Source organism: Methylocapsa sp. S129 (genome assembly GCF_009765995.1).
In the GTDB taxonomy this organism is placed as follows: Bacteria; Pseudomonadota; Alphaproteobacteria; order Rhizobiales; family Beijerinckiaceae; genus Roseiarcus.
Map to the genome: position 1 here is coordinate 946,130 of NZ_LMUI01000011.1, position 25,335 is coordinate 971,464.

Genomic DNA, 25,335 nt, shown 5'->3' on the forward strand with positions numbered 1-25,335 from the left:
TCGTGTCCTTATCGCTCCGTTTTTAACGGGCGTAGGCGGATCTCCATTCGGGTCCAAGGGCTCTGCCGAAAGGGCCGCTGGCCGGCGGCCGGCGGCGTTGAGTGAGCGGGACGAACGACGCGGGAAGCCGCCATCCCGAATCGCCGCGACGGTCAGCGGCGGCCTGGTCCGACCAGCGTCTCTACGATCCAGCGCGCGAAAGCGTCACAAATCCTCGAGATCGAAATCCAGGATCGCCATCTGCAGCGTGTAGGTTTTGCCTTTCGGATCGTCGGCGGAAATCACGCCGAGGAAATCGGGGCCATGGTTAAGCTCAACCGAATCGGTCTTCTTGAGGCGCGAGGCGATCGTCAACTGGTCGTTTTCGAATAGCCGCCGCAGATAATCCTGCAGCACAGGCCGTTCGACCGGGATTTTCATTTCAAATGAGAAGGACCGATCGCCATCCTCGTCATCGACGACGATGGACCCGATCCGCCGCTCGCCAAACTGGACATCGGCCGCGTCGGCCGCTTTGGAACTGGGCAGAACCTTCAGCGTCGGGGCGCCGAAGCTGCGGCGCAGATGCGCCTGCAATTTAAGGATTTCGCTCTTGTCCATGTCGTAAAGGCCTCGTCTTCGCGATTTGCGAGGGGCGAGCCTTTGCCACGAAAGGCAGGCGCCCGCAAGCGCGGGAAAGCCTCAGCGCTCGATCAGTTTTTCCGCGATGATCTGGTTCATGCTGCGCGCCGGCTCGGCGCAGCCCGCCTCCCCGACAATGCGCGCCGGCACGCCGGCCACCGTCTTATTATTGGGAACCGCCGACAGCACGACCGAACCCGCGGCGACCCGCGAGCAATGGCCGACCTCGATATTGCCGAGCACTTTGGCGCCGGCGCCGATCAGCACGCCGCGCCGGATTTTTGGATGCCGGTCGCCGATCTCCTTGCCGGTGCCCCCCAGGGTGACGCCTTGCAGGATCGAGACGTCGTCTTCGATCACCGTCGTCTCGCCCACCACCAGGCCGGAGGCGTGGTCGAGGAAAATCCCCTTGCCGATCCGCGCCGCCGGATTGATGTCCACGTCGAAGGCCGATGACGCGCGGCTCTGGAGATAGAGCGCAAAATCGCGCCGCCCCGCCCGCAAAAGGGCATGGGCCAGGCGATAGGTCTGCAACGCGTGGAAACCCTTGAAATACAGCACCGGCTCCATCAGCCGCATGCAGGCGGGATCGCGATCGGCGACCGCGATAATGTCGGCTCGGAAAGCCTCGCCGATGGCGGGGTCGCGCGCGACGAATTCCCCATAGATCTGGCTGATCATCGCGGCGGGCAGATCGACGTGATCGAGCCGCGAGGCGAGGCGGTGAACCACCGCGCTCTCCAGCGTCTCATGGTTCAGGATGGAGGTCATCAGAAACGCCGCCAGCTCCGGCTCGCGCTTGGCCGCCTCCTCCGCCTCGGCGCGAATGCGCTGAAATAGCGGATCGTTGCGGCCTACGCCGACCAGATGGGCGACCTGGCTCTGCGCCATGGGGGGCTCCTCGAACAAATTGTCTAAGGACTTATAGCATGGGAGAGGCTTGGGGTGGAATGGGGCGGCCCGTGACGCCGATTCCGCTCCTCACGGCGCATGCAGGAACAGGCCGAGCGTCAGCAGGACGCCAACCGCCACAACGCCAAGGCGTAAGGCTTTCTCGTTCACGCGCTGGAGCGCCAACGCCCCGCCCCAACCGCCGATCGACGCCCCGACGGCCGTCACGGCGACCTGGAGCCAACGCACGTCAGGCGAGAAAACGAAAATCGCCACTGCGGAAGCGTTGATCACGCCCGCGAGGATGTTTTTTGTGGCGCCCGCATTGCGGACGCCCTGCCCAGCCATGCCGAGGGCGGCCATCATGAGAAAGCCAATCCCGCCGCCGAAATAGCCGCCATAGATCGCGATAACGAATTGGCCCACGGCGGCGCTCCAGCGCGGCAACCGGAGCTCATTGGGCGCCGGTTGCTTCCCGATGAAGCTGCCCCAGGCGAATACGCCTGTCGCAAACAGCACCAGCCACGGGACCAGCAAGGCGAAAAAACTCGACGGCGTCGCCAGCAGGATGACGCCCCCGACTGCGCCGCCCGCGAGGCTGATCGCAAACAGCGCCTTGAATGACAATTGCGGCAGGCCCGCCGCCGACGCACGGCCGGTATAGCCGGTGATGAGCTGGGCGGGAAAGAGCGCGATAGTCGAGGTGATGTTGGCGGCGCGCGCGTCCATGCCGGTCAGGATCAGAGCCGGCAGCGTGATGAACGAGCCGCCGCCCGCCAATGCATTCTGGGCGCCGGCCCAGACCGAGGCGACGAATAAGGCTCCGAGAATCAGCACGCCGCCCCCAAATTTCGCTCCGCGCCCCATACTGCCTTCGACCCGCCACCATCCCACGTAGCGAGTCAAGCAATTTGTTAACACTATCTTTTAATACATTATTATTATCATTCAACAAATTGAAATACATACATAAAATAAACTTCAAGCGCCTCATCTAACACATGAGGCGCGTCAGGCGCGACGATCGAGAAAGGCGAGCGTCCCGGCTTTGAAAACCTTGTCGCCGACCGCGAGATTGTGATCCCGGCCCGGAATTTCCAGCGCCTCGCCCTTTGGAAACATCGCCGCCAGAAGATGGGCGTCGCCGGCGATCTCATCCTTCGTCCCGATCGCGACGAGCGTCGGGCAGTCGATCCGCGCGACCTCCTGCGCCGTCATCGCCTGGCGCGATCCCTTGATGCAGGCGGCGAGCGCCGCCCGATCGCTTTTGTTGCGATCGGCGAAACTGCGGAACATCCGCTGGATCGGATCGACGATGTCGTCGAGCGAGGGCGCCTCCATCGCATCGGCGATGCCGATGGGCAGGCCGACGCCATTGATGAGATGGTCGCCGAGGCCGCCGAGGATCAGCGCGCGGACGTGGGCCGGATTTTCAAGCGCCAGATAGGCGGCGATGCGCGCGCCCATGGAATAGCCCATCACATCGGCCCTCGCGACGCCCAGATGCTCCAAGAGGTTCAACGCGTCCCGCGCCATCGCCGAAGAATGGTAAGCCTCGGGCGCGTAAAGCTTCTCGCTTTGCCCATGGCCGCGATTGTCGAAGGCGATCACGCGCCGCCCGGCCTGGGTCAGCGTCTCGACCCAGCGCGGATTGACCCAGTTGATCTGCGCGCTCGAGGCGAAGCCATGAATCAGCAGGATCGGTTCGCCGCGATCGGCCGCGCGGGCCGGCGCGTCGATAAAGGCAATGCGTACGCCGTTGGACGAGAATTCCTGCACATTCGACTCCCGTGGAATTAGGCCGGAGCGACGACGCCATGGCGGCCGATCCGTCCAGAAAATAGCGATTCAAGAGAGTTGATCCTCGCACGGGTCTGTGAGAGGCTGGGACGCTAACATGCTAGAGACAACAGTGACATTCCTTACGCCGACTCTACGGGCAGAAACGGCTCGATCATGCCGGCGTGTCTCAGCCCTCCCCGTCCAGCGGGGCTCGCGCTCGTGAATATAGCGGTTGGCGAAGAGACGCCATCCCCGGCGCTGGAGGCGTTCGGCCTCTCAAAATCTTTTGGCCCGACCGAGGTGCTCAGCGACATCTCGCTGGCTTTCGCACGCGGCGAGGTGCATGCGATCGTCGGTGAAAACGGCGCCGGCAAATCGACGCTGATGAAATTGCTTTCCGGCCATCTCGAGCCGACGAAAGGCGCGCTCAGCCTCGGCGGCGAAAGAATAGTGCTGCGCGGCCCCGTCGACGCCGAGCGTCGCGGCATCGTGCTGGTGCATCAAGAAATTCTCCTCGCGCCGCATCTGACGATCGCCCAGAACATGTTTCTTGGCCGCGAGCTGCGGCGCGGCGCCACTTTGGACGATCGCGCGATGAACCGGCGCGCCATCGAGGCGATGCGGGCGCTCGGCGTCGAAATCGCTCCGAATATTGCAGTCGAACGCCTTTCGATCGCGCAGCGCCAGCTTGCGCAGATCGCGCGGGCGCTGATCGCGCCCCATGAAATCGTCATCTTCGACGAACCGACCGCCTCGCTGACGCCGGTGGAGACGGACGCCCTGCACCGGCGGATCCTCGAGATGAAGGCGAAAGGGGTCGCGATCCTCTATATTTCGCATCGTCTGAATGAAGTGAAGGCGATCGCCGATCGCGTCACAGTGCTGCGCGACGGCAAGTGGATCGCGACAAGGCCCGCGAGCGCGCTTGAGCCGGTCGATATGGCGCGGCTGATGGTGGGGCGCGACCTCTTGAACCTTTATCCAGATCGCAGCCCCAGGCCGTCCGGGACGCCGGTTCTGGAGGTCGCCGACTTCAACGCGCCAGGTTATGCGGCCGGCGCATCCTTCGCTCTGAGGAAGGGCGAAATTCTGGGTTTTGCCGGCCTGATCGGCGCGGGGCGCACGGAATTGTTCGAAGCGCTGCTCGGCCTGCGCGCCGGCCGCGGCGAGATCAAGGTCGGCGGCCGGACCATCCGTCTTCACAACGCGCGCGACGGCATGAACGCCGGCATCGTCTATTTGACCGAGGATCGCAAGGGCAAGGGCTTGCTGCTCCAGGAGAATTTGACCGTCAATCTCACCCTGGCCGCCCTCGATCGTTTCTCGAACGGGCCGCTGATCGACCGCGCCCGCGAAGCTAAGGCGCTGGACGAAGCGATCGTCGATTTCGACATCAGGCTCGGCGACAAGAATCGGCTGGCGGGCGAATTGTCGGGCGGCAACCAGCAAAAGCTGCTGCTCGCCAAGATGATGCTTCTCAATCCGCAGATCGTCGTCATCGACGAACCGACGCGCGGCATCGACATCGGCGCCAAACAACAGGTCTATCGTTTCATCGCCGCGCTCTGCGCACAGGGAAAATCGGTCGTCGTCATCTCTTCGGAAATGGGCGAATTGATCGGCCTTTGCCACCGCATTCTCATCATGCGGGCCGGGCGGATCGTCGGCGAAGTCGAGGGGGAGGCGATGACCGAGGACGAGATCGTCGTCCACGCGACCGGGGTCGGGGCGAGCGCGGCCGCGGCGTCCACAGCGAGGCGCGCATGAACGAGCCGATTCAATCCGTCAGGTCGAGCCTGTGGAGCCGCGTCGATCTGGGCGCGGTCGCGCCCTTTGCGGCTCTCGCCGCGCTGCTTTTGCTCGGCACGCTCGTCAGCCCGCGTTTCATGAGCGTCGACAACCTCTCCAATGTGCTGACGCGCAGCGCGTTCATCGCGACCATCGCGGTCGGCGCGACTTTCGTCATTACCGCCGGCGGCCTCGATCTTTCCGTCGGCTCGATGGCGGCCTTCGTGGCCGGGATCATGATCCTGTTCCTGAACGGCGGGCTCATCGAAAACCCCGTCCTGCTGATCGCCTTCGGCATGATTCTGGCGCTGTTCGTCGGCGCCTTATGCGGCCTCGCCAACGGGCTCACGACGACGCTGGGGCGGATCGAGCCGTTCATCGTAACGCTCGGCACGATGGGCATTTTCCGCTCGCTGGTGACCTGGCTCGCCCAGGGCGGCTCGATCGTCATCAAGTCGTCGGAGCTGCGCAGCGCCTATCGTCCGGTCTATTTCGGCGACGTGTTCGGCGCGCCGATACCGATATTCGTCATTCTGGGCGTCGCCGCCATCGGCGCCTTCATCCTCTACCGCACCGCCTATGGCCGGCATGTGACGGCGGTCGGCTCGAACGAGGAAGTCGCGCGCTATTCCGGCATCAACGTCACGCGCGTGCGCACGATCACCTTCGTGCTGCAGGGGCTTTGCGTCGCCATCGCGGTTATCGTCTACGTCCCGCGCCTGGGCTCGACCACTTCGACAACCGGCCTGCTTTGGGAGCTGCAGGCGATCACGGCGGTGGTGATCGGCGGAACGCGTCTGCGCGGCGGCGTCGGGCGCATCTGGGGCACGATCGCCGGCGCGCTGATTCTCGAAGTCATCGGCAACATCATGGTATTGTCCGATCTCGTCAGCGAATATCTCATCGGCGCGGTCCAGGGCGCGATCATCGTGATCGCAATGCTGGCGCAGCGCTCTCTGTCGCGCACGCGATAGGATCAAGGTTTGGGTAAGGAGCCGCCTGGCTTACGCCAAAGGGCTTCAATGTTAAGGGAGGAATGTCATGCGAAAATTATTGGCAGGAATAGCAGTTCTTGGGCTGATCGCAGGCGTCGGCGCGGCCAGCGCGCAGCAAAAGCTGACGATCGGCGTCTCGATCCCCGCCGCCGATCACGGCTGGACCGGCGGCGTCGTTTTCCACGCGACCGAAGAGGCCAAAGCGCTGGAGAAACAATATCCGGGCCTGAAAGTGATCGTGAAAACGTCGCCCGACGGCGCCGCGCAGGCCAATGCGCTGGAGGATCTGACGACGCAGGGCATCGATGCGCTCGTCGTGCTGCCGCATAATCCCGACGAATTGACCGACCCGATCCGCAAGGTGAAGTCGAAGGGCGCGTTCATCACGGTGGTCGACCGCGCGCTGCGCGATCGTTCGATTGAGGACCTCTACGTCGCGGGCAACAATCCTGAACTCGGGCGCGTCGCCGCCGCCTATGTGAAGGAGAAGCTGGGGGGCAAGGGCGACATCGTCGTCATCCGCGGCCTGCCGATCCCGATCGACGAGCAGCGCGTCAACGCCTTCAACGAAGGCATCAAGGGCTCGGACATCAAGGTCATCGACAGCCAGTTCGGCAATTGGAGCCGCGACGACGCGTTCAAGGTGATGCAGGACTTCCTGACCAAACACGCCAAGATCGACGCCGTCTGGTGCCAGGACGACGATATGGCGGTGGCGGTGCTCGAGGCGATCAAGCAGGCCAAGCGGACCGACATCAAATTCGTCGTCGGCGGCGCCGGCATGAAGGATATGGTCAAGAAAGTGATGGACGGCGATCCGATGGTTCCGGTCGACGTGCTCTATTCGCCCTCGATGGTCGCGGTGGCGATGGACGTCACGGCGGCCGGCCTTGTCGGCCATATTCCAGTGCGCGGCAGCTACATCCTGAATGCGACGCTGGTGACCAAGGAAAACGCCAAGGACTTCTACTTCAAGGATTCGCCTTTCTGATCGGCGGCAATCACGAAGAGGGGCGCTTCGGCGCCCCTTTTTTGTAGCCTGTGCGGCGGCCCGTCCAACGAAGTTTCGGAGACGAACATGCGTATGCTGGCGAAGGCGCTGATCGTTCTGGTCGCCATCGAACATCTCGGCTTTCTCGTCCTCGAAATGTTCTTCTGGGACAAGCCGCTCGGCATCGAGACCTTCCACAATAGCGCCGCGGCGGCGCAATCCTCAGTTGTGCTGGCCGGCAACCAGGGGCTCTACAACGGCTTTCTCGCCGCCGGGCTCCTGTGGTCGCTCTGGCAGGGCCGGCGCGATACGAAAATCTTTTTCCTGGGCTGCGTGATCGTCGCGGGAGTCTATGGCGCGGCTACCGCTATGGCTTCGATCCTGTTCGTTCAGGCGCTGCCCGCCCTGCTCGCGCTGTTGGCCGTGCTCGCTTCGCAAGACGCGGACAGATAGTCAGCCGCATTGAAATGCGCGCCTCGCATTGGCGGATTCAGCGGCGCTGAAGCCGGCCTCGGCGAGGCGCGCAAGGCATGATCCGGGCGTGCGCCCAATTCAAGATAATTTATGCATGCTTGGCCATGAGGCAGAGACGAACCAGATCGTCGTCATAGCCGCTCGGATCCTGGAGAATGGTGGGGCAGCGGCGCTTCAGAGCGATCGCCGCAAGTCGGCCGCTGCTTGAAGTCGCAGCGCCGACCCCGGTTCCCGAAGCTCCAGAACTTGAACTCGCGGTTCCGGTCCCCGAACTTGCGCCGCTGCCGCTGGCGCCATCGCCGCCGACGCCAACACCGGCCCCTACGCCAACGCCGCTAGAGCCTCCAACGCCGACGCCGGCGGCCGCGCTCACCCCATTCGTGCCGCCAACCCCGACGCCAGCGCCTGCGCTCACACCATTGGTCCCGCCGACCCCGACGCCAGCGCCCGCGCTCACGCCATTGGTCCCGCCGACCCCGACGCCAGCGCCTGCGCTCACGCCATTGGTCCCGCCGACCCCGACGCCAGCGCCTGCGCTCACGCCGTTGGTCCCGCCGACCCCGACGCCAGCGCCTGCGCTCACGCCATTGGTCCCGCCAACGCTCGCGCCGGCGCCCACGCCGACGCCATTTGCGCCGCCGACGCTGGCCCCTATGCCTGCGTTAACGCCATGCGAGCCACCGACACCCACGCCGACGCCGACGCCGCTTGCGGCATCGGCCGAACAGATTGCCCACGCGGCAAATATGAGGAAAGCACCGGTCGTCAACAAAGACCGGCGAGCGGTTAAGTGTTGTCCTGACATTGCTTTAATCATAACGACCTCCATCGCCAAATAGTGGCAACGTGGAGGATACGTATCGACCCTAAATAAGGTTCAATATATAACATTGTTAATTTGGAATGTTTCAAAACGTAATATAAATACAATTGCGACAATTATTAAACATCTAATTATATTACTTTACTTTCTTATAGCTTGAATTGGAATAGTTAGCAATAACGTGTAAATAATCAAATTATACGCACTAATATTATGACCAGACTCGCGTCCGAAAAAGAATTCGGAGGAATTTCAAATTTCTTGCCTGTGAACGCCAGCCTCGAACCAAAAGCGTTCCGCGTCGCCGCACGGCGGCGTCCACTGCAAATCTGAAGGATGGCGCCGATCAAAGCGCCCCTACCCAAGCCGCGGCCGGTCCTTTATGGTCCGCCGCAAATCGCCCCCTTTGGAGCCCGTCATGGCCGACCATGCAATCCCCCATTTCCACAACGAGCCCGGCGTTGCGACCATCAAGGTCGGCGTCAAGGAATTCATGTGCGTGGGCGCGCGGCCGCCCTTCGACCATCCGCATATTTTCATCGATATGGGCGGCGACGTCGAAGCGATCTGCGGCTATTGCTCGACGCGCTTTGCCTATGACGCGGCCTTGGGCGCTCATTCCTTGCCCGCCGAATGTGAACTGACGGAAGCGGCCTGATCCGCGCGTGACCGGCCGCGCGCTGATCGTCGGCGCCGGAATCGGCGGCCTGACGGCGGCGCTCGCCATCGCCAAAGCCGGCTTCGAGGTCGCTATTTTCGAGCGGACGGCGGTGCTCGAGGAATTCGGCGCCGGCCTCCAGCTCACGCCCAATGCGACGCGGATTCTCGAAAGGCTCGACGCCCTTGAAGCGGTGCAAAGCCGCGCCCTCGCGCCGCGCGCGATATGCATTTTGCGCGGGCGCGACGGCGCGCTCTTGTCGAGGCTGCCGCTTGAATCGGCGCAGAGGCGGTGGGGCGCGCCCTATCTCGTCATCCACCGCGCCGATCTGCAGCGCGCGCTCGTCGAGCGCGTCGCCCAAGCGCCCAATATCACGCTGACGCTCGGCGCCGAGGTCGGCGGCGTGACCAGCGATGAGAGCGGCGTGACGATCGGCGTCAAACGCGGTGCGATCGGCTTGAGAGAGCGCGGCGATTTTCTGATCGGCGCCGACGGATTGCGCTCGATCATCCGGGAAAGACTCGGGCTTGGCGGGCGCGACGAGGCGTCCTTCTCCGGCCGCGTCGCCTTTCGCGCCCAGGTCGGCGCTCATTCCGTCGCCGAGCGTTTGCGGGAGACCGAAGTCACGCTGCGGCTCGGGACAAAGACTCATCTCGTTCACTATCCGCTGCGTGAGGGCGCCATCGTCAATCTCGTCGCGGTGATCGAAAGCGGCTGGCGTGCGAAAAAGGGCGACGATCCCTGGGACGGCTCCGCCGACCGCGCCAGCCTCGCACGCGCTTTCGCCCATTGGGCGCCGCAGGCGCGCGCGCTGATCGACGGCGCGGCGGAATGGCGCGCATGGCCGCTCTATGATCGGCCCGCCATTCCCAGCCTCGCGTCGGGGCGCGTCGCGCTGCTGGGCGACGCCGCCCATCCCATGCTGCCGTTCCTCGCGCAAGGCGCGGCCCAGGCGATCGAGGACGCCGGCGCCCTGGCCGACTGCCTCAAAGCGTCGTCCGATCCCTCGCAGGCGCTCGCCGCCTATTCGCAACGCCGCGCGCCGCGCGCCGCGCGTGTGCAGGCGGAGGCCAAAGCGCAAGCCCGATTCTATCATATGTCAGGTCCGCTCGCGCTCGGACGAAACCTTGGCATGCGCATGCTCGGCCCGGACCGGCTGCTCAGGCGCTTCGACTGGCTGTATGGCGCGTAAGACCAGGCTGCGCGTTCACTTGGCGCCGGCGCTGCTGGAATTCGCAGAACCTTTCCACTAGACAAGCCCTCGCCGCGGCGGACCTCTTTCGGGGATGCGCTCGTTGAAACCCAGACCCACAAGCGGGAGCCCATTTATGCATATCAGTATCGCGCATCTCCAGCCGATCGTTTCCCTGATCGCCGGCGTCCTCATTCTGATCGCCCCGCGGCTCCTCAATTATGTCGTGGCGGCGTTTTTGATCATCTCCGGCGTACTGGGGCTGCACCTGCTGAGCTGACCGCGCTCCGGGCGGGCGGCGTTCAAATCATAGCGAGCAGCGCGGTTCGCTCTATCAAAAGCGCCGCATTGCGGCCTATGTCTGGCGCGGGACGGGGCCGAATACGAGGAGAAGCGCACATGCGCGTCCATATCGCTTTGGCTGGCCTTGTCGCCCTTGCTTGCGCATCGAGCGGCGCGCCGCGACCAGCATTGGCTGAAAATGGCGCGGCGCTCGTTGGCGCCGCCGCCTATGGCGATTGGCGGTCCGACGCGCCCGGCGTGCGCCGCAAATTGACGCCGGCCGATATGCCGGCGCCGATGGCGAGCCGGCCCGCCGCCAATCCCTCGCGCGTCGTCGTCCAGCCCGCCGGCGCGACGCCCAAGGTTCCGCCGGGCTTCACCGTCAGCGTGTTCGCAAAAGACCTGACGCAGCCGCGCGTCGTGCGCATTGCGCCCAATGGCGATATCTTTGTCGCGGAAAGCGCCGCGGGGCGCGTGCGCGTTTTGCGCGCCGCCGATTCCGCCGCCGCCGTTTCGAGATCGGAAATATTCGCCGCCAGCCTCAATCGCCCGTTCGGCGTCGCCTTCTATCCGCCGGGACCGAACCCCACTTACGTCTATGTCGCGACCAATACCCAAGTCGTCCGCTTTCCTTACCGGAGCGGCGATCTGAAGGCGTCGGCGCCGCCCGAAATCATCGTGCCGTCCTTGCCTGGCGGCCCCGGCCATTGGACGCGCGACATCGTCTTTTCGCCAGACGGCAAGACAATGTTCGTGTCAGTTGGCTCGGGCTCCAATGTCGCGGAAAAAATGGCGCCGTTGCAAGATTCCGAGCGCGCTTCCTTCGAGGCGAACCACGCGCTCGGCGCCGCATGGGGGCCCGAAGAGAACCGTGCCGACGTGCTCGCTTTCGATCCCGACGGGCGCAACATGCGCGTCTACGCCGCAGGCATTCGCAATTGTTCCGGACTGACGATTCAGCCCGAAAGCGCGGCGCTTTGGTGTGTCGTCAACGAACGCGACATCCTGGGCGACGACCTGCCGCCCGAATATGCGACCGCCGTCAAAGAGGGCGGCTTTTACGGCTGGCCCTGGTATTACATCGGCGCCCATGAGGATCCTCGCCACAAGGGTGAAAGAACCGATCTTGCAGACAAGATCACCGTGCCGGACGTGCTGATCCAACCCCATTCGGCGCCCCTCGGCGTCACGTTCTACGAGGCCGCGCAATTTCCCGCCGATTACAAGGGCGACGCTTTCGTCGCGCTACACGGCTCTTGGAACAGGGCCAACCGAACCGGCTACAAGGTCGTGCGCCTCCTCTTCAAGGACGGCAAGCCAACCGGGGAATACGAGGACTTTCTCACCGGCTTTGTCGCCGACGACGCCAGCGTCTGGGGACGGCCCGTCGATGTCGCTGTGACGCGCGACGGCTCCCTGCTCGTCACCGACGACGGCGGCGGCGTCATCTGGCGCGTCGCCTATAAGGGACCTTAACCACCAATCAGTCGACAGCCGGGCGCCCGCTGCAAACGCATTGCGATCGCTGTTCAAAATCGCGCGAATGCTCTGGGCAGGGCAAGCAGCCGCCGGCGAGGTCGGTTTTGGGAGGTCAACGGTTTGGATCGTTGATATAAGCCGATCCTCCCGCCCTCCCGAGTCGCCCTGCCCCATGCGTCCAGCCTCCCTGCTCCAGCCCATAAGCGCTGGCCTCGTCGCCGCGTTTGTCGGTTACGCTAGTTCTTTCGCGGTCATCCTTAAAGGCCTGACAGCGGTCGGAGCGACCGATGGGCAGGCCGCCTCCGGCCTGATGGCGCTGTCCATCGCCATGGGGATCGCCGGCATTGGATTGAGCTGCTGGTCGCGCATGCCGATTTCCGCCGCCTGGTCGACGCCGGGCGCCGCATTGCTCGCCTCGACCGGCGCGGTAGCGGGCGGCTTTCCCGCCGCGGTGGGCGCCTTCCTCGTCGTCGGCGCGTTGCTCGTCGCGGCGGGGTTGATCCGCCCGTTCGGGCGCGCGGTCGCCGCCATCCCCGCGACGCTAGCCAATGCGATGCTGGCGGGCGTGCTGTTTTCGCTGTGCCTGGCCCCTGTCAAGGCGATGGCCGAAGCGCCGCGTCTGGCCGCTCCGATCGTCATCGTTTGGGTGTTGATGGCGCGCTGGAAGCGACTCTATGCGACGCCGGCGGCCGCGATCGTCGCTGGCGTCATCATCTTTGCGACAAGTCACGGCGCGCCCATCGCTCTGGCCGATTTCACGCCGCATCCTATTTTCGTCGGGCCAAGCGTCTCGGTTGAGGCGTTGATCAGCCTGGCGCTGCCTTTGTTCATCGTCACCATGGCGAGCCAGAACCTGCCAGGCCTCGCCGTTCTGTCGGCCTATGATTATCGCCCGGCGCCGGGACCGCTGATCGCGACGACGGGATTGTTCACGTTGTTTGCCGCGCCGTTCGGCGGCCACGCGGTCAATCTGGGCGCGATAACGGCGGCGCTTTGCGCCGCGCCCGACGCTCACCCGGATCCTGCAAAGCGCTGGATCGCCGCGGCGTCGGCGGGCTTCGGCTATGTCGCGCTGGGCCTGCTGGCCGGCGCGATGACCAGCTTCGTCGCGGGCTCTCCCATTCTCATCGAGGCGGTCGCCGGCCTCGCGCTGCTCGGCGCTTTCGGTTCGGCGCTCAATAACGCGCTCGCCAAAACGGACGAGCGCGAGGCGGCGCTGGTGACCTTTTTGACCGCCGCCTCAGGCCTCAGCTTCTTTGGGATCGGCGGCGCTTTTTGGGGGCTGATCGCCGGCGGCGCCATTTTGGCGCTCACGCGCGCTGGCGCCGCAAAGCCTCCAGCGCCAAAATCATGAAGGACGAGAGCCGCCTCTTGAGGTCATAGAATGGATGTGTCTTCGCCGCTCCTGTTCATCGGCGCCGCGCTCGAACTCGCCGCTGTCGATCTGCTGTTGGGCGGCGACAATGCGATTCTGATCGCACTGGCCTCCCGCACTCTGTCGCCCGCGCTGCGGCCGCGCGCCCTCGTCTATGCCGTCGGCGGCGCCATCGTGCTGCGCTTCCTGCTTGCCGGGGCCGTCGGCGTCCTGATGACAATACCCTTCATCAAGCTCGGCGGCGCCGTGGTGCTGATCGCGATCGCCATCGAGTTGCTGGCGCATGCGCATGCCAGCGAGGGCGAACACGCTGAATCCGGCGGGGCCCGAATCTATGATGATCGCTTCTGGCGCGCGGTCGTGGCGATCATCGGCGCCGACGCGGTGATGAGCCTCGACAATGTGCTGGCGCTCGCTTCGATCGCTCAAGGGAATCTGCCCCTGTTGGCGCTCGGGATCGCCTTGGGAATTCCCGCGCTCGTGTTCGGTTCCTTTCTTGTGGCGAAGGTTCTCGATCGTTGGCCTGTCTTGATCTATGCGGGGGCGGCGCTGCTCGGATGGGTGGCGGCCGAAATGGCGATGACGGACGCCATTTGGAATGTCTTCGCCACGCCGCGCGAACCGCTGCTGGCCTACGCCATTCCCATGCTTTGCGCCGCGTTCGTGTTGGTCTGGGGACGCTTCGGCCCGAGGAGGAACGCGCCCCCGCCGACGCCGCCGGGCGTGATCCCTCCCAAGGCCAAAAAGGCGATCGATTATCTCACGACCGCTGAGCGGCGCGAGCGGCGCATCCTCATCGGCGCGGCCGCTCTCATCATCGCGGTCGGCGCTGTTCTGCTGATCGTCATCGAGAGGCGCGCCTGAACGGGCCGGCCGCCTCAGTCCATCACCGCGGCGTGATCGTCGCTCTTGGGCGCCGGGGCGCCGGCGGGCGCCTTCGCCCCGCGGATCAGGAAGAGCAGCGGAAAGGCGCAGAGGCTGATGAAGGTCATGATCAGGAAGTCATTGGAATAGGCCATCACGGCCGCCTGCTGGGTTAATATCCCATCCAGAGCCGCGCGCCCCGCATCCGTAGCGGTCGACAAGATTCCGGCGACATCAGGCATCCGCAAAGCATCGTTGAAGGGGCTTATCTTTTCGGCAAGCTGGCTGTGAAAAACGGTCACAAGACTGGTCAGCTTCGCGATGATCAGCGATATGCCGATGGACGAGCCGAGATTGCGGATCAAGGTCCAGATCGCCGTGCCGTCGGTGCGGAATTCCCCGGGCAAGGTCGCGAAGGCGATGGTGTTCAGCGGCACGAAGACGAAGCCAAGGCCAAGACCCTGCACCACGCTGTCGATGGCGATGGCGCGCGCCGAACTGTCGGGCGACCAATAGACCATCACCCACAACGACCCGGTCGCCAGAGTGAGTCCAAAAAAGATCAACTTGCGCGCGTCGATCCTGCCGAGCAGGCGGCCGACGATCATCATCGCAACGAAAGTGCCGATGCCGCGCGAGCCCAGGAGATAGCCGCTCGCCAGGACGGGATAGCCCATCAGGTTCTGCAGATAGGGCGTCACCAGCGCCATAGTGGCGAGCAGGATGATGCCGATGATGAACATGAAAATGACGGCGATAGAAAAGTTCCAGTCGAGGAAAATCCGCAGCGGTATGAAAGGCCGCTTCGAGGTGAAGGAATCGGCGAGGAAGAAATAAAAGCCGACGATGGAAAGGATCGCCTCGACGACGATCTCGGTAGCGCCGAACCAGCCCTGATCTTCGCCGCGGTCGAGCATCATCTGCAAAGCGCCGATGCCAAGCGACAAGGACAGAAAGCCGAACCAGGCGAACGGGATGTCGCGCTTGAGCACGCTTTCCCTCATGAAGACGGAGAGGCCCAGCACCGTCAGGATGCCAAACGGCAGATTGACGAAGAACACCCAACGCCAGGAATAGGCGTCCGTCAGCCAGCCCCCGAGGGTCGGGCCCATGATGGGGCCGAGCATGACGCCCATGCCCCAGATCGCCATAGCCGAACCGCGCTGGGCTGGCGGATAGATGTCGAGCATCACCGTCTGCGACAGCGGCACCAGAGCGGCGCCGAATATGCCCTGCAGCAACCGGAACGCCACCATCTGCTCGATGCTCTGGGCGGCCCCGCACAGCATCGAGGCGAGCGTGAAACCGGCCGCGCAGACGATGAACAGTTTCTTGCGGCCAAGCCTGGTCGCCATCCAGCCAAGCGGCGACGTCATGATGGCGGCCGCGACGATATAGGACGTGAGCACCCAGTTAACCTGATCCTGGGTCGTCGACAGCGAACCTTGCATATAGGGCAGAGCGACATTGGCGATGGTGGTGTCGAGCGCCTGCATGACGGTGGCCATCATCACGCAGACCGTCAGCATGATCCGCACGAACGGCGCCATCTCCTCCGCGGCCGCGGCGCCGCTCATTTTTTCGCATCGCCATTGGCTGGAGCCAGCGCGCCGATCGCCGCATCCTTGACGCCCGCAAGATCGGTCATGACGCTCTTTAGCGTGCGCACGCGGCCCGTGTCGATCGACACATAGGCGCTCATGCCCGCGCGCAGATCGCTGGTGTCCTGGTCGGGGTCGAATTCGACGCGCAGCGGCACCCGCTGCACGACCTTGACCCAATTGCCGCTGGCGTTCTGCGGCGGCAGGATCGCGAATTGGGCGCCGGTGCCAGGCGCGATGGCGCCGACTTTTCCACGCCAACTGCGATCGGGAAACGTGTCGACCGTGATCGTCGCGGCAAGGCCGGTACGGACATAAGTCAGATCGGATTCCTTCGGGTTGGCGTCGACCCATAGTCCGCGATCAGCGATGATCGCAAACATGGGCGCGCCGACCGCCATGAAGCGGCCAAGCTGAATCTGCGGCACCTGCGTCGCGACGCCGGCCATAGGCGCGACAACCGTGGCGTTGTTCAAATTACGCTCGGCGTCCTCGACCTGCGCTTTGGCCTGGACGTAATCAGGAAAGTTCTCCAACGGCGCATCAAGGGCGCCGCCAAGCTTGATGAGCGACGACGTCTGCTGCTGCTGCACGAACGCGAGGATTTGCTTGGCCTGAATAAGGGCGGCGGCAGACGTATCGACATCGACAGCCGTGCCGGCGCGCTGCGCCAGAAGCGCCGATTTGCGATCATAATCGCTTTGGCGGACCTTGACCGCCTCCACGCTCATCTTGATCTGATCTTCATCGCTTTTATACGATATCTGCAGATTCTGATATTCGTCCTTGGCCGCCTCCAGACGGCCCTTGGCGAGCGCCAAGGCAATGCGGTAGGGCGCCGGGTCGATTTCGAACAATTTGTCGCCGACATTGACATGCTGTCCCTCGACGACATCGATGCGCAGCACCGCGCCCGACACCTGCGGCGTGATCAAAACCTTGTCGGCGCCGATATAGGAATTGTCGGTCGTAACGTAGCGTCCTCCCGTGAGCCACCAATAGAATCCGGCGGCAAGCACCGCCAGGGGCAGCAAAACAAGCAGCACGAAACGCGATCCGCCGCGACGGCGCGGTTTGCCGACTGGCGCGGGCGCCGCGGCAGGCTGGGGCGGCGGCGTGACGACAGGCTGGGGCGCGGCGGGCGGCGGCGGCGCGACAGGCGCGGGCGCCGCCGGCGTCGCCGGAGCGTTCTCGCCGGTTCGCTCGCGCGCGGAGAAGGGCTTGACTTGCGACAAATGCTCAACCTTTGCAGTTCAATTCGCTCTTGATATTGCTCTTGATCCGATTCATCCCATCGGTCATCTGCGCAATGGCGTCGGGGTCGAGACCCGCCAGCGCGCGGCCCATCAATTCCTCGCCCAGAGCGCCCAGACGCGCCAGAGTAGGCGTCGCCTTCTGCGTGAGGAAAAGTCGGTTGGCGCGGCGATCCTTCGCATCGTCGCGCCGCTCGACAAGGCCAAGGCCGCAGAGCTTGTCGACAAGCCGGGCGAGCGTGATCGGCTGGAGGTCGAGCATTTCGGCCAATTCGCTCTGGTTGACGCCTTCAGACCGCTGCAGGCGCGTCAGAACGGCCCATTGCGCGCGCGTCATGCTCAGCTCCCTGGCGCGCTGATCCGCATAAGTGCGCAGCAGCCGCGCAACGTCGTGCAGCGCAAATCCAAACTCGCGGGCAGGACTGAGAGGCATGGAAGGCGACGACAACATGGATGAAAAGGGCATGGCGACCGAGACGGCCCATCATAAGTCAGCATATAATAAGGACAAATGAATGCGGCGGCAAAGTCGACCCGGGGCCTTGGTCGCCTAGCTGCCCCGATAGGTCGAATAGCTCCACGGACTCGCCAGAAGCGGCACATGATAGTGCGCCTTGGGGTCGGCGACCGAAAACCGGATCGGAATCGCGTCAAGGAAAGGCGGCTCGGCAGTCTTGGCGCCCGAGCGGCGAAAATAGTCGCCGACGTGGAAGACCAGTTCAAAAATCCCGACCCGCGCCGCCGCGGCGCTGATCAGAGGCGTGTCCGTGCGCCCATCGGCGTTTGTCAGCGTGCGCAGAAGCGAAAGGCGCGAACCGTCCTGGCCGATGCTATAGAGTTCGATGGCGACCCCTTCGGCGGGGCCGCCGCGCACGGTGTCGAGAACATGGGTGGAAAGCCCGGCCATAATTGTCTCCAGAAAACAAGGGGCGAGCATAAGGTGGCGCGCCAGGCAATGGAAGTCCGGGATCGTTGCGTCGCCGGCATGGCTGGACCGCCATAGGCCGGATTGCCATCTTGACCGCCCCGTGAGATGACGACGCCCAGGAAAATTCCGCCCCGGTTTGTGGGAAATTTGCGGCGCACGATGAAGCGAGGGGAGAGGCCATGACCGAGGCAGAAAAGGGCGACAGCGCCGAAATGCGCGAATGGCTCGATGCGCTCGACTCCGTCGAGGCGTTCGAAGGCATGGACCGCGCCGATGCGCTGCTTGAGGCGGTCGTCACTTCGGCCCGCCGCAAGGGCGCGCGTCTGCCGTTCGCCGCCAATACGGCCTATGTGAATACGATTCATCCGCAGGACCAACCGGAATATCCCGGCGATCGCAAGATGGAATCGGCGATCCGCCACGCGATCCGCTGGAACGCTGTCGCGATCGTCATCAAGGCGAATAAGGAATCGTCCGAGCTCGGCGGCCATATCGCGAGCTACCAGTCGGCGGCGACGCTCTATGACACCGGCTTCATGCATTTCTGGCGCGCGGCGAGCGAAGACCACGGCGGCGATCTGATCTATTTCCAAGGCCATATCTCGCCCGGCATTTATGCCCGCGCCTTCCTGGAGGGGCGTCTTAGCGAAGAGCAATTGGTGAACTTTCGCCAGGAGGTCGAAGGCAAGGGACTTTCGTCCTACCCGCACCCCTGGCTGATGCCGGACTTCTGGCAGTTTCCGACGGTCTCGATGGGTCTCGGGCCGCTCATGGCGATCTACCAGGCGCGTTTCCTGCGCTATCTGCAGGGCCGCGAAATCGCCGACACGTCAAAACGTAAAGTATGGGCGTTCTGCGGCGATGGCGAGATGGACGAGCCGGAATCGTTGGGGGCGATCTCGCTTGCCGGCCGTGAGAAGCTCGACAATCTGATCTTCGTCATCAACTGCAACCTGCAGCGGCTGGACGGGCCGGTGCGCGGCAACGGCAAGATCGTCCAGGAGCTCGAGGCCGATTTTCGCGGCGCGGGCTGGAATGTCGTCAAGGTCCTCTGGGGCTCGGGCTGGGACGAATTGCTGGCGCGCGACAATTCGGGCAAATTGCGCCAGTTGATGGAAGAATGCGTCGACGGCGAATACCAGGATTTCAAATCGAAGAACGGCGCCTATATCCGCGAGAAATTCTTCGGCCGCTATCCCGAGACGGCGGCGATGGTCGCCGACTGGACCGACGATCGCATCTGGGCGCTGACGCGCGGCGGGCACGATCCGGTGAAAGTCTTCGCCGCCTATAAAGCGGCGGTCGAGCACAAGGGCCAGCCGACTGTCATTCTCGCCAAGACCGTCAAGGGCTATGGCATGGGCGAGGCCGGCGAAGGCCAGATGATCGCCCACCAACAGAAGAAGCTCGGCGATCACGCCCTGCACGCCTTCCGCGACCGTTTTCATATTCCGATTTCCGATGAAGAGATCGGCAAGGTGCCATTCCTGCGCTTTGCCGAAGACAGTCCGGAAATGAAATATATGCGCGGGCGCCGCGAAGGGCTGGGCGGCTATCTTCCCGCGCGCCGGCGCACCAGCGCGCCCTTGCAGATCCCTGAACTTTCCGCCTTCGACGCTCTATTGAAAGCGACCGCCGAGGGCCGCGAAATTTCGACGACCATGGCGTTCGTGCGCATCCTGACGACGCTGCTGCGCGACAAGGCGATCGGCCAGCGCATCGTGCCGATCGTGCCCGACGAAAGCCGCACCTTCGGCATGGAGGGTCTGTTCCGCCAGATCGGCATTTTCAGCCAGGTCGGCCAGCTCTATCGGCCGCAGGACGCCGATCAATTGATGTATTACCGCGAGGATCCCAAAGGGCAGATTCTTCAGGAAGGCATCAACGAGCCCGGCGCCATGGCTTCCTTCATCGCGGCGGCGACGTCCTATTCGACATCGAACACGCCGATGATCCCGTTCTATATCTATTATTCGATGTTCGGCTTCCAGCGCGTCGGCGATCTCTGCTGGGCGGCGGGCGACATGCGCGCGCGCGGCTTTCTCATCGGCGGCACCTCGGGGCGCACCACGCTCAACGGCGAGGGGCTGCAGCATGAGGACGGCCACAGCCATGTGCTGGCCTCCACCATCCCCAATTGCATCAGCTACGACCCGACCTACGCCTATGAGCTGGCGGTGATCATCCAGGCCGGCCTCAAGCGCATGTACGGCGACAACGAGGACGTCTATTATTACATCACCACGCTGAACGAGAATTATCCCCATCCCGCCATGCCCGAAGGGGCGGAGGCCGGCATCCTCGCGGGCATGTATCTCTTGCGTAAGGTCGAGGCGGAAAAGAAGGGCCCGCGCCTGCGCCTCCTCGGGTCCGGATCGATCCTGCGCGAGGTCGAGGAAGCGGCCGCTCTGCTCGCTAAGGATTTTGGCATATCCAGCGACGTCTGGAGCGTGACGAGCTTCACGCAATTGCGCCGCGAGGGGCTGGAGGTCGATCGCTGGAACATGCTGCATCCCGAAGCGGAGCCGCGCATCTCCTATGTCGAAAAGTGCCTCGGCAAGGGTGTCGGGCCCGTGGTGGCGGCCACCGATTATATGAAGGTCATTCCCGACGGCATCCGGCCTTTCGTTCCCGCGCGCTTCAAGGCCCTGGGAACCGACGGCTTTGGACGGTCCGATTATCGCCGCCGCCTGCGCTCGTTCTTCGAGGTCGATCGCTATCATGTCGCGGTCGCGGCGCTCAAATCGCTCGCCGACGATCAGCTTCTGCCGTCCAAGACGGTGGCGGACGCGATCAAGCTTTATAAGATCGACACGGAGCGGGCGAGCCCGGCGTTGAGCTGACGGTACGCCAATGATTGAGAAATGCTCGCGCAGGGAGAAGCGCTCGTGGCCAATATAGTGGATGTGAAAGTTCCCGACATCGGCGACTACAAGGATGTGCCGATCATTGAGATCCTGGTGAAGCCAGGCGACGTCGTCAAAGCCGACGATTCGCTGGTGACGCTGGAATCCGACAAGGCGACGATGGACGTGCCGGCGCCGAAGGCGGGAACGGTGCGCGAAATCATCGCCAAGATCGGCGACAAGGTGGCGATGGGCGCCTTGATCCTGCGCATGGAGGAGGCCAGCGATGCCACTGCGCCCGCTCCCGCCAAGACCGAAGCGAAAGCCGCGCCAGCCGCCGCCGCTCCTGCGGCTGCGCCAGCGCCCGCCGCCGCCCCCGCAGCTTCGACAGAGGCCGCGCCGGAAAAGACGGGCGGCCCCGCGCTCGCCGATTTTTCAGGCGTCAACGCCGGTCCGGCGGTTCGCCGCCTGGCGCGCGAGCTCGATCTCGATCTGACGACGGTGCGCGGCACCGGCGAAAAGGGCCGCATCACGCGCGAGGACGTCAAGGCGGCGCTCGCGGGCGGATCAGGCGGCGGCGCCTCGGGCGGCGCGGGCCTGCCGGAAGTTCCGGTCGTCGATTTCGCCAAATTCGGGCCGGTCGAGACCAAGCCGCTCTCGCGCATCAAGCGCATCTCGGGGCCAAGGCTGCATGCCTCCTGGGTCAACATTCCCCATGTCACCCATTGCGACGACGCCGACGTCACCGAACTCGACGCCTTCCGCAAGAGTCTCGACGACGAAGCCAAAGCCGACAAGAAGGCGCCCTATCGCGTCTCCCTGCTGCCGCTACTGATGAAAGCCTCGGTCAGCGCGTTGAAAGCGTTCCCGATCTTCAATGCCTCGCTGACGCCGGCCAAGGATGCGCTGGTCCTCAAGAATTACTGGCATATCGGCGTCGCCGTCGACACGCCCGACGGCCTCGTCGTCGCCGTCGTGCGCGATGTCGACAAGAAGGGCGTCATCGAGCTCGCGCGGGAGTTGGGCGCGCTTTCGGGCAAGGCGCGCGAGGGCAAGCTTTCGCCTGCCGAAATGCAGGGGGCGAGCTTCACCATTTCCTCGCTGGGCGGAATCGGCGGCACGGCGTTCACGCCGATCGTCAACGCGCCGGAAGTTGCGATCCTTGGCGTCGTACGCTCGAAAATGGCGCCGGTATGGGACGGCAAAGCGTTCATGCCGCGCCTGATGCTGCCGCTCTGCCTCTCCTATGATCATCGCGTGATCGACGGCGCGGCGGCGGCGCGTTTCACGCGCCATCTCATCGGTGTGATCGAGGACATGCGCCGCGTCCTTCTCTGAGACGAACTGGCCGCACGAATTGGAGACGAGCGCATGGCGCGTGACATCAAGCTTCCCGATATCGGCGATTTCAAAGACGTGCCGATCATCGAAATCCATATCAAGCCCGGCCAGACCGTCGCCAAGGAAGACGTGATCTTCACGCTGGAGAGCGACAAGGCGACGCTCGACGTGCCCTCGCCCGAAGCCGGCGTGATCGGCGAGATCAAGGTCAAGGTCGGCGACAAGGTGAGCCAGGGCGCGCTGCTGGCGACAATCGAGGGCGCAGCGCCAGCCGCAGCGTCGCCCGCTCCCGCGGCGGCCAAAGCCCCCGCGGCGCCTGCATCCGCGCCCGCAGCGCCAGCTCCCGCCGCCGCCCCTGCCCCGGCGCCCGCGGCCAAGGGCGATATCGAATGCGACATCGTCGTGCTCGGCGCCGGCCCCGGCGGCTATACCGCCGCCTTCCGCGCCGCCGATCTCGGCCAGAAGGTCGTCATCATCGACCGGCGCGCGACGCTGGGCGGCGTCTGCCTCAACATCGGCTGCATCCCCTCCAAGGCGCTGCTGCATGCGGCCAACATCATCGACGAAGCCGAGGGTTTCGCCGAGCACGGCGTCACATTCGCCAAGCCGAGCGTCGACCTCGACAAATTGCGCGGCTGGAAGGACAGCGTGGTCAAACGCCTGACCGGCGGCCTGACGACATTGGCGCGCCAACGCAAGGTGACGGTCGTCACCGGCGAGGGCAAATTCGCCTCCGCCAACACGATCGTCGTCGAGACGGCGGAGGGCAAGAAGACCATCGCGTTCAAACACGCGATCATCGCCGCCGGCTCCGAGCCGGTCGCGCCCGGATTCATCCCCAAAGACCCGCGCATCTGGGATTCGACCGGCGCGCTTGAGGTCGCCGGCGTTCCCAAACGCCTGCTGGTGCTGGGCGGCGGCATTATCGGGCTGGAGATGGCGACCGTCTATCATTCGCTGGGCTCGAAGGTCACCGTCGTCGAACTGATGGATCAACTGATCCCCGGCGCCGATCGCGACATTGTCACGCCGCTCGCCAAAAGGATCGGCAAGCTCTACGAAAAGATCCTGCTCAAGACCAAGGTGACCGGCGTCGAGGCCAAGCCCGATGGCCTGCATGTCGTCTTCGAGGGCGAAGGCGGCCAGACCAAGGATGTGTTCGACGCGATGCTCGTCTCGGTCGGCCGCCGGCCCAATGGCAAGGCGATCGGCGCCGAGGCGGCTGGCGTCAATGTCGACGAGCGCGGCTTCATCGCCGTCGACAAGCAGATGCGCACCAATGTCGCCCATATCTTCGCGATCGGCGATGTCGTGGGACAGCCGATGCTCGCCCACAAGGCGACGCATGAGGGCAAGGTGGCGGCGGAAGTCGCGGCCGGCCACAAATCCTCGTTCGACGCCAAGGCCATCCCCTCCGTCGCCTATACCGATCCCGAGATCGCCTGGGTCGGCGTCACCGAAACGGAAGCCAAGGCCAAGGGCCTCAAGTTCGGCAAGGCCGTCTTCCCCTGGGCGGCGAGCGGGCGCTCACTGGGGCTCGGGCGCGACGAAGGCCAGACCAAGACTTTATGGGACGAAGAAAGCGGCCGGCTGATCGGCTGCGGCATCGTCGGCCCGCATGCCGGCGACATTATCGCCGAGGCGACGCTGGCGATCGAAATGGGCTGCGACGCCGAAGACGTCGGCCTGACCATCCACCCCCACCCCACCCTCTCCGAAACCTTCGCCATGTCCGCCGAAGCCTTCGCGGGCACGCTGACGGACCTTTACATGCCCAAGAAGAAGTAGCGCCGGCTATTCCGGGGAAGGTCTTTTGCGGCCCAATGCGCCTCAAAGGACCCTTAGGGGAAGCGTCCAACCCTCGCTAAAGCCTTGATATTGCGTAGCGCGGAAGGCTGCGGATTTCCGCGAATCGGAAGATATCAAGGGCCTAGGCCCCGTTGTCCTTCCCTATGCATTTTTTCGTTCGAAATCGGCGTGGCGCCGAGGGGCGTCGTCTGGATTTCTTTTGATGGTCTCATGGGGTCGGCCATCGGTCAACGATTTGTCGATAGAGGCGGGCAATTCTCATCATGGCGACGGCGCGCCCCTGCCCTGTCATGGCCGGGCTTGTCCCACGGCTGTCCGGTTGAGGTACGCTGGGCGTAGGGCCACGCCGCCGAGCCGCCGTCAAGCGGCAAATAGGCCGCTCCTCCGCTTCGCTACGGCGCCTTCGGCGTGACTGCGTCTCGACGGCGCGGCATATTGCTATCCATGTGCTTTGGCGCGCGGAGGCGTCAAGTCGCGCGAAGCGCCCGCGTAGCGGCATGCCCTTGACGGCGAGCACGACGATGGCATTCGCAGGGTCGCGACCCATCGGCGCGAATCCATGTTCGCCTGGGCGCCGGGCCTCGATAGACCGCCCCGACCTCATCACCGAACATCTCGACGAAAAGCTCTGAGTTCGCGGAGGCATCTTCACCGCCCCGCCATCCCCTCGCGCGCGCCGCATCACCCCCACCCGCCCTATTCCTCCGGCGCGCTCGCGGCGTCGCGTTTGATCTTTTCGCAGAACTTCTCCTTGAGCTCTTCGCTGTTGTTCTGCGCGATAAGGTTGTTCGCGCGTTCGTCGATTTGGGGTTTGTCGCGTCGCATGATGTCGTCGAGGGTGACGCCATCGCGGCGGCTGTTGGCGATGACGGTCTTGAGATAGGCGGTTCCGCAGAGATGATCGGCCGCCAAAGCGAAGACGACGGCCGTATCGACATTGCGCCTTGTCTCTTCCGACGGAGCCGCTGTTTGCGCCTGGGCGAAATCCGCGTCGGCGAGGAACAGCGCCAGAACGACAAGCAAAAACCTCACGCCGCGCTCCTGCCGACGCCTGTCGAGACGCCCGCGACCAAAGCCACCATCGTCATGCGTTCGCTCCTTGAAACAAGACACAACGCCGGACGGGCGCCAGCGGCATCACTTATCACGGAATCGGCGGCGTCATGCGAGCGGAGCCCGTTTCGATCTAAGCCCATCAAGCGCCAGTGGTCTGCGCCAGCCACATTGAAAGGACGCCAATATTCCCTCCCCCCTTGTGGGCTACGGCATTCACACGAGTGATTCCCATTAGGGTCGATGTGTGATTCAAGCGCCTTTTGTTGCGGGGCGCGATGGGTCATGG

At 64.1% G+C, this 25,335-nt stretch carries 23 protein-coding genes; 13 read left to right on the forward strand and 10 right to left on the reverse strand.

All coding sequences use genetic code 11. The features are described from left to right. Window positions 1-204: 204 nt before the first annotated feature. The 4 genes from GSQ90_RS06965 to GSQ90_RS06980 form a co-directional block, all read right to left on the reverse strand. Window positions 205-600, reverse strand: a complete 396-nt coding sequence (locus tag GSQ90_RS06965) for a DUF3126 family protein (RefSeq protein WP_158814027.1) — start codon at window positions 598-600, stop codon at window positions 205-207. Between the two features lie 81 nt (window positions 601-681). After that, on the reverse strand, window positions 682-1,512 hold the full coding sequence (gene cysE / locus GSQ90_RS06970) for a serine O-acetyltransferase (RefSeq protein ID WP_158814028.1): 831 nt from the start codon (window positions 1,510-1,512) through the stop codon (window positions 682-684). 90 nt (window positions 1,513-1,602) lie between these two features. After that, the gene (locus tag GSQ90_RS06975; RefSeq protein ID WP_246731468.1) at window positions 1,603-2,346 is read right to left on the reverse strand and encodes a sulfite exporter TauE/SafE family protein; all 744 of its coding nucleotides are present in this window, start codon (window positions 2,344-2,346) and stop codon (window positions 1,603-1,605) included. A gap of 177 nt (window positions 2,347-2,523) precedes the next feature. Beyond that, entirely contained in the window at window positions 2,524-3,291 is a 768-nt protein-coding gene (locus tag GSQ90_RS06980; RefSeq protein ID WP_158814029.1) for an alpha/beta fold hydrolase, read from the reverse strand. Between the two features lie 228 nt (window positions 3,292-3,519). Here GSQ90_RS06980 and GSQ90_RS06985 point away from each other — a divergent pair, with 228 nt between their 5' ends. From GSQ90_RS06985 to GSQ90_RS07000, 4 genes are all read left to right on the forward strand, one after another. Continuing rightward, on the forward strand, window positions 3,520-5,061 hold the full coding sequence (locus tag GSQ90_RS06985; protein WP_158814276.1) for a sugar ABC transporter ATP-binding protein: 1,542 nt from the start codon (window positions 3,520-3,522) through the stop codon (window positions 5,059-5,061). Then, complete coding sequence (locus tag GSQ90_RS06990; protein ID WP_158814030.1) at window positions 5,058-6,056, forward strand: ABC transporter permease; 999 nt, start codon at window positions 5,058-5,060, stop codon at window positions 6,054-6,056. Before GSQ90_RS06985 ends, GSQ90_RS06990 begins: the two co-directional genes overlap by 4 nt. 67 nt (window positions 6,057-6,123) lie before the next feature. Further along, window positions 6,124-7,068 (forward strand): substrate-binding domain-containing protein, encoded by a 945-nt coding sequence (locus GSQ90_RS06995; RefSeq protein WP_158814031.1) that lies wholly within the window; start codon window positions 6,124-6,126, stop codon window positions 7,066-7,068. 87 nt (window positions 7,069-7,155) lie between these two features. Then, window positions 7,156-7,521, forward strand: coding sequence for a DUF1304 domain-containing protein (locus GSQ90_RS07000; RefSeq protein WP_158814032.1), 366 nt, complete (start codon window positions 7,156-7,158; stop codon window positions 7,519-7,521). A gap of 109 nt (window positions 7,522-7,630) precedes the next feature. Here GSQ90_RS07000 and GSQ90_RS07005 read toward each other — a convergent pair whose 3' ends face one another. Beyond that, window positions 7,631-8,233, reverse strand: coding sequence for a hypothetical protein (locus GSQ90_RS07005; protein ID WP_210254838.1), 603 nt, complete (start codon window positions 8,231-8,233; stop codon window positions 7,631-7,633). 550 nt (window positions 8,234-8,783) lie between these two features. On the opposite strand from GSQ90_RS07005, the gene GSQ90_RS07010 reads away from it, so the two are divergent. From GSQ90_RS07010 to GSQ90_RS07035, 6 genes are all read left to right on the forward strand, one after another. After that, window positions 8,784-9,023 (forward strand): zinc-finger domain-containing protein, encoded by a 240-nt coding sequence (locus GSQ90_RS07010; protein ID WP_158814034.1) that lies wholly within the window; start codon window positions 8,784-8,786, stop codon window positions 9,021-9,023. A gap of 7 nt (window positions 9,024-9,030) precedes the next feature. Then, entirely contained in the window at window positions 9,031-10,215 is a 1,185-nt protein-coding gene (locus GSQ90_RS07015) for an FAD-dependent monooxygenase (protein ID WP_158814035.1), read from the forward strand. A gap of 136 nt (window positions 10,216-10,351) precedes the next feature. Continuing rightward, window positions 10,352-10,495, forward strand: coding sequence for a DUF3096 domain-containing protein (locus GSQ90_RS07020; RefSeq protein WP_158814036.1), 144 nt, complete (start codon window positions 10,352-10,354; stop codon window positions 10,493-10,495). A 119-nt stretch (window positions 10,496-10,614) separates the two neighbouring features. Further along, entirely contained in the window at window positions 10,615-11,973 is a 1,359-nt protein-coding gene (locus tag GSQ90_RS07025; protein WP_158814037.1) for a sorbosone dehydrogenase family protein, read from the forward strand. A 175-nt stretch (window positions 11,974-12,148) separates the two neighbouring features. Beyond that, window positions 12,149-13,330 (forward strand): benzoate/H(+) symporter BenE family transporter, encoded by a 1,182-nt coding sequence (locus tag GSQ90_RS07030; protein ID WP_158814038.1) that lies wholly within the window; start codon window positions 12,149-12,151, stop codon window positions 13,328-13,330. Between the two features lie 30 nt (window positions 13,331-13,360). Next, a complete protein-coding gene (locus GSQ90_RS07035; RefSeq protein WP_158814039.1) occupies window positions 13,361-14,215 on the forward strand; it encodes a YjbE family putative metal transport protein in 855 nt (284 codons plus the stop codon). A gap of 14 nt (window positions 14,216-14,229) precedes the next feature. Here the strand turns inward: GSQ90_RS07035 and GSQ90_RS07040 are convergent, their stop codons facing one another. From GSQ90_RS07040 to uraH, 4 genes are all read right to left on the reverse strand, one after another. Then, entirely contained in the window at window positions 14,230-15,792 is a 1,563-nt protein-coding gene (locus tag GSQ90_RS07040) for a DHA2 family efflux MFS transporter permease subunit (RefSeq protein WP_158814040.1), read from the reverse strand. Continuing rightward, window positions 15,789-17,051, reverse strand: a complete 1,263-nt coding sequence (locus tag GSQ90_RS07045; protein ID WP_158814041.1) for an HlyD family secretion protein — start codon at window positions 17,049-17,051, stop codon at window positions 15,789-15,791. The genes GSQ90_RS07040 and GSQ90_RS07045 overlap by 4 nt, the downstream gene beginning before the upstream one ends. Before the next feature lie 4 nt (window positions 17,052-17,055). Further along, window positions 17,056-17,502, reverse strand: coding sequence for a MarR family winged helix-turn-helix transcriptional regulator (locus GSQ90_RS07050; RefSeq protein WP_158814042.1), 447 nt, complete (start codon window positions 17,500-17,502; stop codon window positions 17,056-17,058). Window positions 17,503-17,619: 117 nt separating this feature from the next. Further along, on the reverse strand, window positions 17,620-17,976 hold the full coding sequence (gene uraH / locus GSQ90_RS07055) for a hydroxyisourate hydrolase (RefSeq protein WP_158814043.1): 357 nt from the start codon (window positions 17,974-17,976) through the stop codon (window positions 17,620-17,622). Window positions 17,977-18,176: 200 nt separating this feature from the next. Between uraH and aceE the strand changes: the two genes are divergently transcribed. The 3 genes from aceE to lpdA are packed head-to-tail and all read left to right on the forward strand — an operon-like array spanning window position 18,177 to window position 23,972. Further along, a complete protein-coding gene (aceE, locus tag GSQ90_RS07060; RefSeq protein ID WP_158814044.1) occupies window positions 18,177-20,840 on the forward strand; it encodes a pyruvate dehydrogenase (acetyl-transferring), homodimeric type in 2,664 nt (887 codons plus the stop codon). Window positions 20,841-20,885: 45 nt separating this feature from the next. Then, window positions 20,886-22,181 (forward strand): dihydrolipoyllysine-residue acetyltransferase, encoded by a 1,296-nt coding sequence (gene aceF, locus GSQ90_RS07065; protein ID WP_246731437.1) that lies wholly within the window; start codon window positions 20,886-20,888, stop codon window positions 22,179-22,181. A 33-nt stretch (window positions 22,182-22,214) separates the two neighbouring features. Next, window positions 22,215-23,972, forward strand: coding sequence for a dihydrolipoyl dehydrogenase (gene lpdA / locus GSQ90_RS07070; protein ID WP_158814046.1), 1,758 nt, complete (start codon window positions 22,215-22,217; stop codon window positions 23,970-23,972). Window positions 23,973-24,689: 717 nt separating this feature from the next. On the opposite strand, the gene GSQ90_RS07075 is transcribed toward lpdA, so the two are convergent. Continuing rightward, a complete protein-coding gene (locus GSQ90_RS07075) occupies window positions 24,690-25,025 on the reverse strand; it encodes a hypothetical protein (RefSeq protein ID WP_158814047.1) in 336 nt (111 codons plus the stop codon). Window positions 25,026-25,335 lie beyond the last annotated feature (310 nt).

Bases quoted from the DNA above. Each gene is read 5' to 3' on its own strand.
- GSQ90_RS06965 (WP_158814027.1), bottom strand. From the start codon at position 600: ATGGACAAGAGCGAAATCCTTAAATTGCAGGCGCATCTGCGCCGCAGC.
- cysE (WP_158814028.1), bottom strand. From the start codon at position 1,512: ATGGCGCAGAGCCAGGTCGCCCATCTGGTCGGCGTAGGCCGCAACGAT.
- GSQ90_RS06990 (WP_158814030.1), top strand. From the start codon at position 5,058: ATGAACGAGCCGATTCAATCCGTCAGGTCGAGCCTGTGGAGCCGCGTC.
- GSQ90_RS06995 (WP_158814031.1), top strand. From the start codon at position 6,124: ATGCGAAAATTATTGGCAGGAATAGCAGTTCTTGGGCTGATCGCAGGC.
- GSQ90_RS07000 (WP_158814032.1), top strand. From the start codon at position 7,156: ATGCGTATGCTGGCGAAGGCGCTGATCGTTCTGGTCGCCATCGAACAT.
- GSQ90_RS07010 (WP_158814034.1), top strand. From the start codon at position 8,784: ATGGCCGACCATGCAATCCCCCATTTCCACAACGAGCCCGGCGTTGCG.
- GSQ90_RS07020 (WP_158814036.1), top strand. From the start codon at position 10,352: ATGCATATCAGTATCGCGCATCTCCAGCCGATCGTTTCCCTGATCGCC.
- GSQ90_RS07025 (WP_158814037.1), top strand. From the start codon at position 10,615: ATGCGCGTCCATATCGCTTTGGCTGGCCTTGTCGCCCTTGCTTGCGCA.
- GSQ90_RS07030 (WP_158814038.1), top strand. From the start codon at position 12,149: ATGCGTCCAGCCTCCCTGCTCCAGCCCATAAGCGCTGGCCTCGTCGCC.
- GSQ90_RS07035 (WP_158814039.1), top strand. From the start codon at position 13,361: ATGGATGTGTCTTCGCCGCTCCTGTTCATCGGCGCCGCGCTCGAACTC.
- GSQ90_RS07040 (WP_158814040.1), bottom strand. From the start codon at position 15,792: ATGAGCGGCGCCGCGGCCGCGGAGGAGATGGCGCCGTTCGTGCGGATC.
- GSQ90_RS07050 (WP_158814042.1), bottom strand. From the start codon at position 17,502: ATGCCTCTCAGTCCTGCCCGCGAGTTTGGATTTGCGCTGCACGACGTT.
- uraH (WP_158814043.1), bottom strand. From the start codon at position 17,976: ATGGCCGGGCTTTCCACCCATGTTCTCGACACCGTGCGCGGCGGCCCC.
- aceE (WP_158814044.1), top strand. From the start codon at position 18,177: ATGACCGAGGCAGAAAAGGGCGACAGCGCCGAAATGCGCGAATGGCTC.
- lpdA (WP_158814046.1), top strand. From the start codon at position 22,215: ATGGCGCGTGACATCAAGCTTCCCGATATCGGCGATTTCAAAGACGTG.